This window comes from Levilactobacillus senmaizukei DSM 21775 = NBRC 103853, from assembly GCF_001592085.1.
Taxonomy (GTDB): domain Bacteria; phylum Bacillota; class Bacilli; order Lactobacillales; family Lactobacillaceae; genus Levilactobacillus; species Levilactobacillus senmaizukei.
In genome coordinates this window covers 1-11,766 of sequence record NZ_BCWD01000038.1, presented here as the reverse complement: position 1 = coordinate 11,766, position 11,766 = coordinate 1, and the positions used below count along the sequence as shown (strand labels likewise).

Here is an 11,766-nt window from a genome sequence, read left to right as displayed (position 1 = left end):
GGGCCTGTGACAAGTTGTCACAGGCCCTTAGTCAGTTTAAAGTAACGACATGGCATTATTTAGGAAATGCAGTATCGTATTGTAGCGGATATCTCGGAAGTGGAGGTACGTGAAGCCGAGAATCCAGCCCAGCGTGGAATACATGAGCCAGGTCCAGGAGAGGTTAGGAACGTGCATCGCACCAAAGATCAGCCCAGAGATGAAGACCCCTAAAAAATTCATTAAGCGGGTATTCTTACTGAAGAAGTAGTTCAGAAAGATTCCCCGGAAGATGAGCTCTTCGATAACCGGGGCAAAGAGGATAGTATACGCCAAGTTCCACAGGGGTAACTGAACCACCTGGTTATTGATGGCGGTCTGATTGGTGGGACTGCTGAGCACGTGGATATGAATGAGGTAACTCCACGTATATTGGACGGCCATCATGAGGATGAAAAGACCGATCAATTGCCACAAGCGTTGGACGTTAAAGGCTTTCTTACCAAAATGCCGTGGGTTGTTCACCGCCAGTTGACGTTGATAGCGCCAGGTGGTGAATCCTAGGACTAGTGCGGCCACGATCAGCGTTAATCCGATAAACTGGTTGACCTGTCCCGGTTGACCATGCTTAACCAGGTCGGTGGCGAGTCCCAGAAGGAAAGAGTCGAAGAGGTAGAAAATTAGGAATCCGGCCCAGCGAGCACATTTAACCAGCCAGTCCATGAAACGTTGGCCGTTTGTTAAAAATTTATTCATGTCGGCGTGCGGCCTCCCCTTTAACGATCATACTTGCCAATTTCAATGAGGTTTTCGTCAGGGTCGCGTACGTACACCGAGGTCATGGGGCCTAAGGCACCTTCCTTGGGCAGCGGGCCATCCACGATTTCTACCGCGTAGTTGGTCAGGTGTGACAGGATGTTTGCCAGCGAGTCTGTGGCAATGATGGCAAAGTCCGCGCTCCCAGTGGTGGGGTGCTTAGCAACGGGCAAATGGGGTGCGTCACTCTGTTGAAAGTTAATCTTTTGTTTACCCAACTTAACGCCGCGACGACCGTCCGCAAACTCAATGATTGGTAGGTCGAAGACTTCGTGATACCAACGGACGGAGCGCTCGATATCAGCAACGGTCAAGGTTAGGTGGTCAATGTTTCTAATGTTCATGAATGTCAGTCCTTCAGATGTGAATTTCAATCATTATAGCATAGTTTACCCGGTCGGCCCTAGGCGGTGAAGTTGACGGAGGGCGGCGTTTCGTGGTAAGTTACTACTTATAATATTGTTTAGGATTAAGCCTTGACGACGTCGGGGCTTTTTCTGCGTGAGAGAAGAAGGGAAGGGAACAAAGTGCCACTATTAGAAGTTGACGACCTAAGTATGAGCTTCGCTGATAAGAAGCTCTATGAAGGGGCCAGTTTTACGCTAGAGAAAGGCGAACACATGGGTGTCGTCGGGCAAAACGGGGTCGGTAAGTCAACCTTAATCAAAATTATTACGAGCCAGGAGCTCCCTTTGACGGGTTCCGTTAAATGGCAAAAGAAGACGCACATTGGTTATTTGGACCAATATGCGGATATTCCAGAAGGCATGACGCTGATTGATTTCTTACACACGGCCTATGCCGATCTGTACAAAATGAATGACCAGATGACAGCGATGTATACCGAATATGCCGAAACCATGGAAGACAAGTTGCTGGAACGTGCCGGCCGGATTCAAGAGGTGCTGGATGCTCGTAACTTCTACGACGTTGAGACCCAGATTGAACGGGTGATCTCTGGGTTAGGCCTGGATGATATGGGTCGTGACCACGAAGTTGCCAAGATGTCCGGTGGTCAACGGTCAAAAATCATTTTGGCCAAGTTGTTATTGGAAAATCCCGATGTCATTCTGTTGGATGAACCGACCAACTACCTGGATGTGGCGCACATTGCCTGGTTGGAAGATTACCTCAATAATTTTGAAGGTGCCGTGTTAGTTGTGTCCCATGACTATGATTTCTTACAAAATGTGACTAACTGTATCATTAACGTGGCGTTTGGTCAGATTACCAAGTACCGCGGCAACTTCAAGCAAGCCATGCGGCAACGGGATGAACGGGAAAAAGCGCAACAACGTGAATTCGACAAGCAACAGGTCGTAATCGAAAAGGCCGAACGGTTTATTCGTAAGAACAAGGCCGGTTCGAAGTCCACCATGGCCAAGTCACGGGAAAAGATGTTGAACCGGTTGGACCGGGTCGATCCACCTTCGACCAACGTTCAGGCGCACTTTGATTTTCCTTATCAGGAAACGGGGTCGCAGAACGCTTTGGTGGTTGATGAATTGTCCGTCGGTTATGATCGGCCTTTGTTGAAGCCCGTGACGTTCTCCGTGACCACCAATCAAAAGGTGGGGCTGACTGGATTTAATGGGGTTGGGAAGTCGACGTTAATCAAGTCCATTCTGGGCTTAATCAAGGCCAAGGGCGGGGAAGCCCATTTTTCACCGTCCGCTAAGATTAGTTACTTCAGTCAAGACTTGGTTTGGGATAACAATGCGCAAACGCCATTAGAAATCATTCAGGCTAAGTATGAAAAGTTACCACAAAAGGCTATTCGGACAAAGTTGTCCAAGTGTGGGTTAGATTCCGCCAATGCCATGAAACCAATTGGTGAGCTCTCCGGTGGGGAACAGACCAAGGTCAAACTGGCCATGATGGAATTTGAACCGGCCAACTTCCTCATCATGGACGAACCGACGAACCATTTGGATGACGAAACCAAGCAGGCCTTGAAGAATGCCATCAATGACTTCGCGGGTAACGCCATCATCGTGAGCCATGAAGCCAGCTTCTATACAGGATTGGTCGATAAGATCCTGAACGTGGAAAAGCTCAGTTTGCGGGCGGCGAATAATTAAAAAGCCTTACTGGTTGATTACATTTTGGTAAAAAGCGTTCCCTTTTTCATTTAAAACCGTTACAGTTGTCCCTGAGAGTGAAAATACACGAATAAAGGGTGGCAGCACATGAGACGTTTCAGAAAAATACTCGTGGTCATCGTGTTACTGGTGATTGCGGGGATCGGGATTAATCGGCTATATCAAAAGACCGCCGTTAATTCGACGGGGCGGTTCAACTTGAGCCAGTTAAGCTTGAAGAAAAAGGCCCCCGTGATTAATTGGCGTGAGCCATCTGAAGACAAGGCTTATCCTGACTTGAAGGCACATCCCAACGCTTGGCTGGACGTGAATACCAGTAAGCAACGAGTTTATGTTCGCGATGGTCAGACCGTTCTGTACACGATGTACTGTTCGACTGGGACGGGTAAAGAGAATAAGACGCCCCATGGCACGTTTGCCATTCAGGGTGAACGGGGGAAATTCTTCTATAACCAGTCATCCGGTGAGGGAGCCCGTTACTGGGTCTCTTGGAAGGATCACGGCATTTATCTATTCCACAGTGTGCCCACCGATAAGGATGGCCACTACATTAAGCATGAGGCCGAGGAGTTGGGCAAGAGCGCCGCTTCGCACGGATGTGTCCGGCTGTCTGTGGCCGATGCCAAGTGGGTATATGAGAACGTCCCTTATGGGATGAAAGTGGTTATTCGCTAATCGGTTAAAATAAGCAGACTAAAAGGGCCATGACATTGTCATGGCCCTTTTGATTACAAAATATTAAGCGTTAAAGTTGTCATTTTCCACATCGCGGATAAAGGTTGCCAGGTGATCGTAGTAAACGGGTGCGTTATCGATCATGTGGTGGTGTCCACCTTCTGGCGTCGTCACAAAGCGTGAGTGTGGAATGAGTTCGGCCATCTTCTTACCAGTAGCAAGAGGCATGGTTTCGTGTTCCCCGAAGGTTAACAACGTTGGAACCTTGATGTCCTTCAGGTGACTGCGGAAGTTCCATTCTTTCAGCTTACCCTTGATGACGAATTCATTGTCACCTTGGAAGGCACCATAAACGTCGGTCGCCATGGTACTGATCAGGTGAGAGATCGCTGCGGGCTTTTTCCGGTCCACGTAACCATCGTTTAAGATGTCAACGTAGCTTTGGTATTTAGGATCATCGTAGTTCCCATCGGCTTCAACTTGCTTCATGTAAGCCACTTGGTCGGCGGAAAGAACGGTTTCCCGGATGTGGTTAATGCTTTCAACGTATTCGTCGATGTTATCAACCATTGAGGAAATGATAGCCCCTTTCAAATGGTCGCCGTATTTAGCAGCGTACATTTGAACCAAGGCACCGCCCCATGATTGACCAATGAGGTAGAACTTGTCGATGCCTAATTTTTGCCGAACTTCTTCGACTTCGTCCAAAAAGTAGTCGTAAGTCAGATACTTTTTGGCAATTTCCGGATCGCTATAGTCGGGTTGATCGGAGTACCATGAACCTAATTGGTCATACATGTGAACTTGGACGTTCAGGCCTTGTTTGGCCAATTGCTTCGCAGTATCTTCCCAGTATTCATGGTTACCACCGGGGCCACCATGCAGGGCGAGTAAGTGAATGTCGCCGGTTCCTTGAGTGTTTGTCCAGAGGTGGTACCCATTGTCTAAAGTGATAATCGTGGTGCCTTGTTTCATAAAGAATTCCTCCACTCTTAAATTAATTTAATCTTCTAAATCAGTTTAGCACTGTTTATTAAAATACGAAAATAACTAAGCGGGATCGTTGACCCACGGCACGGTAACGGAGGACTTGCCTAATTGAATGGAGTATTGCAGGTCTTGGTTGCCACGGACAGTCATGCCAAAGTCGGTGGCATAGATAGCCAACCCCAACTGATGCCCGGCTAGCAAACGGTAGTGCGTGGGTTGCAGGGTGACCGTCAAGTCGTAAAACTCATTGGGCAACAACTCGTCAACTTGATAGTTGTTGTGCTGATTCTGCAAGTTCTGGTGGCCCTTCGTGATCATCTTCCATGGGGAAGGTTGGGCGGCCAGTTGGAACTCGCGAAGCTGGTCTTCACGCCAATGAAAGCCCTCATCTAGTGGTTGTCGCAGGTTAGTTGGTGAGACCTTCAGGCGTTTGGCTAATCCGTAGTCGACCAGCTGAAAGCTCAGCATGCCGACCGGTTGGTTGACGGCCACCCGGAGCTTAACCTGGACCCGACCATCAATGATCAGGGGGTCCGTGAGCACGGCTGACTTGAAGAGGAGTCGGTGCCGGAACATCTCGTTATGCTTATCACCCAGTAAGTCTTGTTGCCAGTCATCGATGGCTTGGGTGTAGTGGTTGAATTGGGTGGCCGGTAGTTGGTCATTGAAGCTGGTGGCTTCGGCTGGCCCAGCGGTCTTTGCCGAGACTAACTCGTCGTGGCGAAGTTGAAAGGTGAGACGCTCGTTGGTGGGAGCGTCCCAGTCGGGATAGGCCTGCCAGGTTTCTGGGACGGCATTGTCCTGGATGGTGACGTCGGGAATTAGGTTTTCCGCGTCGTTGTCGACCCCCAGCAGTTCGTGGGTCAGCCACAGGTTAACCATGTCGGTGAAATCCAGGGAACGGAAGGCGTTGATGTAGATATGTTGGCCCTGATGAAGGATGAGTTTCTTAGTAATTGGTAAATCCCGAACAGCATTCCACAGGTTATTCACATTGCGCGGCTTGACGTTCCAATCGTTGAGACCGTGGACCAATAAGAGGTCGGCCTTGATTTTATCGGCGTTGGTTAGGTAGTTGCGAGCGGCCCAAAAAGCATTATAGTTCCCGGTGGACCGGTCTTGACCGTGGGTAATGGCGGCCAAATCAGCCTGCCATTTTTCTTGAACGCGGTGATAATCACCGGCCTGAAGCTGCCGGCTAAAGGTTTCTTCTGCCAAGACGTCGGCATCTTCGCCAGGGAAGCCGCCCGGAGCGATGACTAGACCACCGTCACGGTAATAATCGTACCAGCTAGAAATGGCAGCCTCACCAATGATGGTCTTGAGCCCCTTGACACCGGTCGTGGCGGCCGCCGTTGCCATGGTGCCCAGGTAGGAGCGTCCGGTCATGGCTACGAGCTTAGAACTCCAGTCGGCGGTGATGGCGGTAGTGGCCGTGCGGTCGGTGAAGGCCACGCGATTTCCCGTTAACCATTCGATAATCGCGGTAGTAGATGCCGTCTCGGCGGGATCGCCGGAGGTCCGAACGCCATCCGAATCCTTGGTACCAATGCCGGCGGCGTAAACGACGGCAAAACCGCGGGCTAGGAAATAGTCGTTAAGGGTGTAGGAACTTTCGCGCGCAAAGGTTTCGGTGGCCTCGGTGGTCGTCGCCTTGACCGGACGCGCGGCAGGGGCGGCGGGTAGAACGGTTGGTTTCAAATCGGCTGGGCTGGGCGTCTGCGGTTGCTTGGCCTCTAATGGCACGTTGACGTTGTGCGTCATCGCTTCGCCGGCTTCATCGTTGGTCCCTTGATTGTAAGGACTGGCGGTGTAGAGGACCGGAACCGTTAGACCAGTTGCCGTTTCTGCTGGTCGTAAAATCTCGGCCTTCAGAAGATCCCGTTGACCGTCTGCATCCGTGTCTAGTGAACTTTCGACGTAGACGACGTCGCGAATGAGCTTGGTGGTGTCGAAGACTGCCTGAGCTTTGCCATTAAAGATGAGGGGCTTAGGCGTCGTGGGGTCGGCCATCAAGGGCACAAAGTAACCATGGGTGGTGAGCAGGTCGAGGAACGTTTGACCATCATGGGTGTGTGTCGTGAGCAATAGGTACCAGGCCTGAGTTAGCTCGCTAGCGGACAGGTTGGTCGTGGCCACGTGATAGACCGGCAGGTTCAGGGCCTTCATTGCGGCCAATGGATCGGCGAGTTTGAAGTCGAGATCGACGGTGAATCCTAGTCGTTGAAGGGCCAGATTGTAAAAGGCCGCGATGCTGACCTCGGTTTGGCTGTGCAGGTAGGTCCAGCCATCCAGATCGGGCGTCGCCATGAGCGCCTTGAGGTGGTGTGCTACGGCGGGCTGACTGGGATACTCCGGCCAGCTACGGTCGAAAAAGTCCATTAACAACTCGTTGGGATGGGTGAGCACGACATTTTGATTATCCAGAAAATGAATGCGTTTGAGTTCCGTGACGGCTTCTGGTGCCGTGGTTGGACGGATGGCAAATTGTTGATTACGCATAATTAACGCCTTCCTTATTAAGAGTCAAAACAAGATTAATTGGTCTGGTCGTTGAGGCGGCTGTGACGAAGGCCGTAGCTAAAGTAGATGACGAGGCCGATGGCGAACCAGATGCTGGAGGCAATCCACGTTTCGGCGGGTAGCTGAAGCATCATGTAAAAGCATAGTAAACCTGAAATAATGGGCAAGACGGGATAACCTGGAACCTGAAAACCGCTGTTCTGTGGCAAATCAGGGAGATGGCGTAACCGTAAAATTCCAAAGGAAACGAACAGGAAGGCCACCAAGGTGCCGATATTAACCAGATTGGTCAATTGAGCCAGGGGCACGAAGCCTCCAAGTAAGGCAATAACGACCGTGATGACCGCAAGACTGTTGCGAGGCGTCTGGGTTTTCTTGTCGATTCGACCCAAAAATTTAGGTAACAGGCCGTCTCGTCCGATCGAGTAAATCAGACGGGAGGAACTGTAAATCATGGTGACCATCATGGTAAACATGCCGGCCAGAGCTCCCAGAGAGATAATGCCAGACGTCCAGTTTTGATGAACCAGGGTCAATGCGAAGGCCACGGGGTCGGAAACGTTTAGGCGGGTGTAATGAACCATCCCGGTCAAGACGATGGCCACCAGCATGTAGAGGACCGTGGCCACCACCAAGGTGCCAATGATCCCGATGGGCATGTTGCGGCGGGGATTCTTAACTTCCGCCGCGGAGGCTGACACCACGTCAAAGCCTAGGTAGGCAAAGAAGACGGTGGAAGCCCCACGCAAGATGCCATGGGCGCCATACGGTGCGAACGGTTGCCAATTACTAGGCCGGACATAGAAGATGCCGACGATCACGAATAATATAATGATAGCAATTTTTACAATGACAATCGCGTTGTTAATCCGCATGGATTCTCGCATTCCGTGGTTGAGTAGCCAGCTGATGAGTAGGACCACCACAATGGCAACCAAGTTACCATAGGTGCCATGAGTGGGGTCATAGGGTCCGGCAATGGCCGTGGGGATGTTGAGGTGGAATCCGGCCAGAAATGATTTAAAGTACGCGCCGAAAGCATTAGCCACCGCGGCCACGGCCAAAACGTACTCCAAGATGAGGGCCCAACCAAGGACCCAGCCAATAATTTCCCCAAAGACCAAGTTCCCGTATGAGTAAGCGGAACCGGCGATGGGGAGAACCGAAGCAAACTCGGCGTAACACATGGCCGCTGTGGAACAGACAACGGCGGCTAACAGAAAGGAAAGCACAATCCCGGGACCACTGTATTGGGCGGCGATAGTTCCCGGAAGAATGAAGATCCCGGTCCCAATCACGGCACCAATCCCCAAGGACATGAGATCCTTGGCCGTCATCGTCTTGGCAAAGTGCTGATCGCTTTTTAAATAATTGGTTAACTGTTCGCGACGGAAAATACGCGCAAGTCCCATAAAAAGCCTCCTTAATAAATGGTTATATCTCGGATAGTGTACCCTAGAGTTAAATTAAAAGTCAATGAGAGTTGGCCGGGGTTTATCCGAAAGTTTGCGAAAGACTAGCCCTTAGGCCCCATTTCGTTCTAAAATAGATCAAGTAGGTTTTATTAGAGGAGGCCATTAATCATGATTACCGAAAATGCCAGCGGTGCTGTGGTGTACCGTTTGAACGGGTCCGTACCGGAGTATTTATTATTGCAGAGCGCCACCAGTGACTTCTGGGGATTTCCCAAGGGCCATGTGGAGGGGACGGAGACCGATGTCGAGACGGCGGTCCGGGAGATCCGTGAGGAAACGGCATTGAACGTTACCGTGGACGAAAGCTTTAAAGCAACCGTCAATTATGATATGGCTAACGGACATCATAAGCACGTCGTTCTATACACGGCGCAGGTTCCGACAGGGGTCACGATTGAACGACAACAAGTTGAGATTAGTCACTTTGGTTGGTTTAACTACGCTGCGGCGCGGGAACGACTGACCTATGATAATTTAAAAGACCTGTTAGACCAGGCGAATAACTACTTGACGGGAGCGACGCCACATGAATCCTAAAGTCTTAGTTATCACCGGGGCCACAGGAACCGGCAAGACCACTGTCCAGGATTATCTGGTCAGTCACTATCCGGTTACCAAGATTATTACCCATACCACTCGACCCCCTCGTCAAGGTGAGGTCAACGGGCAAGATTATTATTTTGAGGACGACGATAGTTTCAAGCACAATCATTACCTCGAATCCGTGGTTTATTCGGGTTATCATTATGGTTCCTCCCGAGAGGGCATTGCGGCTGGCTTCAAGCGCGCACCGTTTGCGGCAATTGTCCTGGATACCAAGGGTGCCATTACCTATGCCGACGAGCTGGGTGATCAGGCGGTGATTATCTTCTTGACGGTCAGCGAGACCGCCCAGTTAGCCCACCGGTTGACCAAACGTGGGGATGACCAGGATATGATGGAGCAGCGGTTCGCTAGCCCAGAATACCGGCGCGACCTGACGATGCCCCTCGCTTTACGGGGCCGGGCCATTCAATTAAACAACGACCACTGGCAACAAACCCAACTCAAACTAGATGACCTGATGACCAGCCTCCAGCGAGGTGAAACGGTTGATAGTGGTGTTTTACGGTAAGTGTGCTAAACTAACTAGGAATTTGGACCAGAGCAAAGGAGGTCAATCCTGACCATGGCAGAAACGTTAACAGCCGCTGTAGATATTTTAAAGCAAAACAAACTCAAATTAACCAAGCAACGGCATGCCCTGCTGGAATTTTTATTGACCAATCAGGGGCATTACACGGACATTGTGGCCGTTGATGCTTACATGCGGACAGAATTCCCAGGGATGAGTCATAACACGGTTTACCGTAACCTGAAGGAATTTGAAGAGGTCGGCATTGTCGAACAGAATACCGAGCAAGAGCGGACTCGGGTCAAATACCAATGTGACTTTCATCATCAACACCATCATCATTTTATCTGTCAAAACTGTGGCAAGGTGACCGAGCTTCAGATGTGTCCCATGGATTTCTTTGCCGAACAGTTGCCGGGTTACGATATTACGGGCCACAGCTTCGAGCTGTACGGCATCTGCGCCGACTGTAAGGCCGCGGGTGTCAGCGAATCCTTAGTCAAAAATTAAGAGATTTTTGGGGATTCTTTCAGATTGACGTGTAATAATGAACAGTAATTAGGCAAAAAAGGTTAGGAGGAATGTGACATGGCGTATCGAACACCGCCGTTTATCACGCCATTTGCAATCGTTTCGATGGCACTGGCACTGGGCGCAACCAACGTGGTGACTAACACGGTGACCCACAGTAATGAAGGGGCCTCCAAGGTCTCCACCACAAGCACAAGTATTTCCAGTCGACCATCGGATGACTCCAAGAAACAGAGTGACGATAGTAAAAAGAAGGACTCCGATTCCGATAAGGACAGTAGCAAGGAATCCTCCTCCGAAAGTAGTTCGACGACGGACACGCAAAGTTCTTCGGCTAATTCTACGTCCGAAGCCGATAAGGCTAATGGCCATGGGACAACGGGTGGTACCGGCACAACGAATAGCAATTCAACGTCGAAAAAGCCAGCCACATCGACGGAGTCTAATAGTACCACCGATGATCAGACGGGGTCCACGACTGACGACACGCAGAGCGCGCAGACGTACAGCCATAACACGACCACTACGAATGACACCAACACGAATCAATAAGCAGGAAAGGGGGGTCGCACATGCTTAGTTTCTTGGATATGGTTAACCACTACTTAGGTTATATCAACGTGAACGTTAAGATTAAAAATAGAATTTACGTTATCCTAGGATTCCTAGGAGATATCTACTTGTTCTACATTGCCTTGCGTTATCTGAAGAATGGGCACCCATTCTGGGGGTTGCTGATCCTGGGAGTGGCACTGTTGCTGCTGTACTTTGTTTACCTCAACGTCATGTATTATTTCACGGATAAGAAAGCCCCCTTCGACATTTCACCGAAGATTGAGAAATGGCTGCACATCAAGCCCAAGGAAGCCGAAGAGGAGGGCCAGAAAGCCGTCCGCGGCGGTCGGAATATTCCGGCCAACGGGTATTTTGACGAGAAGAAGATTTTACCAGGCAAGTTGAAGTCTAACGATGGTGAACTGGCCAACATTCAAAATCTGGCGACGCGGTTACAACAACACCAGTTGTTAGACTTGGATTACTCCGGCTTGGGCGATCGTGAAATTATGGCGCAAACGCAGCAGAACGGTAAGCCCGTCTATGCGACGGGCCCCGGTGTCTTGATTCCCTACTTTGAAATGAAAAACGAAGGCGGCCGCTTGGCGGTCTATGCGGGGATTAATCAGGCAGAGGCACAACGAGTGGGGGCCATCAGTACCGTGGGCTTACAACCCGTCGCCGATGTTCGCGACCAGTTCGAACTGTACCTAGCAAATGCAACTTTGGTCGGCGGACCATTTAAGGTCCTGGGGCGGAACTCGTTGATCGAGCAAGCCAATGACTTTGAGGTTGCCGTTCAGTTAGCGTATAAACACCCGGATGATCGCTCTAAGTCGACGTCGGCAACGCGGGAGCACGGGCGGCGGGCTCATTATGATCAACTGTCCGGCGTTAGCGAGTCGGCCGATGATGAGCCGATGACGCGGACCTCTCGTTACCATCATTAATCAGTTAAAATAGCGTTTGAAAGGGAGTGGCTGAAGCCACTCCCTTTTTTGTGTCC

The 11,766-nt window shown here is 50.6% G+C and carries 12 protein-coding genes; 7 read left to right on the top strand and 5 right to left on the bottom strand.

Annotation, left to right across the window (positions count from 1 at the left end; translation table 11 throughout):
- Nucleotides 1-36 precede the first annotated feature (36 nt).
- Complete coding sequence (locus LSE01S_RS10115) at nucleotides 37-735, bottom strand: CPBP family intramembrane glutamic endopeptidase (RefSeq protein ID WP_061777520.1); 699 nt, start codon at nucleotides 733-735, stop codon at nucleotides 37-39.
- 20 nt (nucleotides 736-755) lie between these two features.
- Complete coding sequence (locus LSE01S_RS10110) at nucleotides 756-1,139, bottom strand: VOC family protein (protein WP_061777518.1); 384 nt, start codon at nucleotides 1,137-1,139, stop codon at nucleotides 756-758.
- 183 nt (nucleotides 1,140-1,322) lie between these two features.
- On the opposite strand from LSE01S_RS10110, the gene LSE01S_RS10105 reads away from it, so the two are divergent.
- Nucleotides 1,323-2,876 (top strand): ABC-F family ATP-binding cassette domain-containing protein, encoded by a 1,554-nt coding sequence (locus LSE01S_RS10105; protein WP_082622397.1) that lies wholly within the window; start codon nucleotides 1,323-1,325, stop codon nucleotides 2,874-2,876.
- Between the two features lie 108 nt (nucleotides 2,877-2,984).
- Nucleotides 2,985-3,572: a L,D-transpeptidase gene (locus LSE01S_RS10100; RefSeq protein ID WP_061777517.1), complete on the top strand. Its 588-nt coding sequence runs from the start codon at nucleotides 2,985-2,987 to the stop codon at nucleotides 3,570-3,572.
- 63 nt (nucleotides 3,573-3,635) lie between these two features.
- Here LSE01S_RS10100 and LSE01S_RS10095 read toward each other — a convergent pair whose 3' ends face one another.
- The 3 genes from LSE01S_RS10095 to LSE01S_RS10085 form a co-directional block, all read right to left on the bottom strand.
- The gene (locus LSE01S_RS10095) at nucleotides 3,636-4,547 is read right to left on the bottom strand and encodes a proline-specific peptidase family protein (protein WP_061777515.1); all 912 of its coding nucleotides are present in this window, start codon (nucleotides 4,545-4,547) and stop codon (nucleotides 3,636-3,638) included.
- Between the two features lie 75 nt (nucleotides 4,548-4,622).
- Complete coding sequence (locus LSE01S_RS10090) at nucleotides 4,623-7,064, bottom strand: Xaa-Pro dipeptidyl-peptidase (RefSeq protein WP_061777513.1); 2,442 nt, start codon at nucleotides 7,062-7,064, stop codon at nucleotides 4,623-4,625.
- A gap of 35 nt (nucleotides 7,065-7,099) precedes the next feature.
- Nucleotides 7,100-8,497: an APC family permease gene (locus tag LSE01S_RS10085; RefSeq protein ID WP_061777511.1), complete on the bottom strand. Its 1,398-nt coding sequence runs from the start codon at nucleotides 8,495-8,497 to the stop codon at nucleotides 7,100-7,102.
- A gap of 171 nt (nucleotides 8,498-8,668) precedes the next feature.
- Between LSE01S_RS10085 and LSE01S_RS10080 the strand changes: the two genes are divergently transcribed.
- From LSE01S_RS10080 to LSE01S_RS10060, 5 genes are all read left to right on the top strand, one after another.
- Nucleotides 8,669-9,097: a bis(5'-nucleosyl)-tetraphosphatase gene (locus LSE01S_RS10080; RefSeq protein ID WP_061777509.1), complete on the top strand. Its 429-nt coding sequence runs from the start codon at nucleotides 8,669-8,671 to the stop codon at nucleotides 9,095-9,097.
- Nucleotides 9,087-9,674, top strand: coding sequence for a nucleoside/nucleotide kinase family protein (locus LSE01S_RS10075; RefSeq protein ID WP_061777507.1), 588 nt, complete (start codon nucleotides 9,087-9,089; stop codon nucleotides 9,672-9,674). The genes LSE01S_RS10080 and LSE01S_RS10075 overlap by 11 nt, the downstream gene beginning before the upstream one ends.
- A gap of 54 nt (nucleotides 9,675-9,728) precedes the next feature.
- Nucleotides 9,729-10,184: a Fur family transcriptional regulator gene (locus LSE01S_RS10070; RefSeq protein ID WP_061777505.1), complete on the top strand. Its 456-nt coding sequence runs from the start codon at nucleotides 9,729-9,731 to the stop codon at nucleotides 10,182-10,184.
- A gap of 78 nt (nucleotides 10,185-10,262) precedes the next feature.
- Entirely contained in the window at nucleotides 10,263-10,757 is a 495-nt protein-coding gene (locus LSE01S_RS10065) for a hypothetical protein (RefSeq protein ID WP_061777503.1), read from the top strand.
- A 20-nt stretch (nucleotides 10,758-10,777) separates the two neighbouring features.
- Complete coding sequence (locus LSE01S_RS10060) at nucleotides 10,778-11,710, top strand: DUF6681 family protein (RefSeq protein WP_061777501.1); 933 nt, start codon at nucleotides 10,778-10,780, stop codon at nucleotides 11,708-11,710.
- The last annotated feature ends 56 nt before the right edge of the window (nucleotides 11,711-11,766 follow it).

Coding starts and splice junctions, on each gene's coding strand:
- LSE01S_RS10115 (WP_061777520.1), bottom strand. CDS start 735: ATGAATAAATTTTTAACAAACGGCCAACGTTTCATGGACTGGCTGGTT.
- LSE01S_RS10110 (WP_061777518.1), bottom strand. CDS start 1,139: ATGAACATTAGAAACATTGACCACCTAACCTTGACCGTTGCTGATATC.
- LSE01S_RS10100 (WP_061777517.1), top strand. CDS start 2,985: ATGAGACGTTTCAGAAAAATACTCGTGGTCATCGTGTTACTGGTGATT.
- LSE01S_RS10095 (WP_061777515.1), bottom strand. CDS start 4,547: ATGAAACAAGGCACCACGATTATCACTTTAGACAATGGGTACCACCTC.
- LSE01S_RS10090 (WP_061777513.1), bottom strand. CDS start 7,064: ATGCGTAATCAACAATTTGCCATCCGTCCAACCACGGCACCAGAAGCC.
- LSE01S_RS10085 (WP_061777511.1), bottom strand. CDS start 8,497: ATGGGACTTGCGCGTATTTTCCGTCGCGAACAGTTAACCAATTATTTA.
- LSE01S_RS10080 (WP_061777509.1), top strand. CDS start 8,669: ATGATTACCGAAAATGCCAGCGGTGCTGTGGTGTACCGTTTGAACGGG.
- LSE01S_RS10075 (WP_061777507.1), top strand. CDS start 9,087: ATGAATCCTAAAGTCTTAGTTATCACCGGGGCCACAGGAACCGGCAAG.
- LSE01S_RS10070 (WP_061777505.1), top strand. CDS start 9,729: ATGGCAGAAACGTTAACAGCCGCTGTAGATATTTTAAAGCAAAACAAA.
- LSE01S_RS10065 (WP_061777503.1), top strand. CDS start 10,263: ATGGCGTATCGAACACCGCCGTTTATCACGCCATTTGCAATCGTTTCG.
- LSE01S_RS10060 (WP_061777501.1), top strand. CDS start 10,778: ATGCTTAGTTTCTTGGATATGGTTAACCACTACTTAGGTTATATCAAC.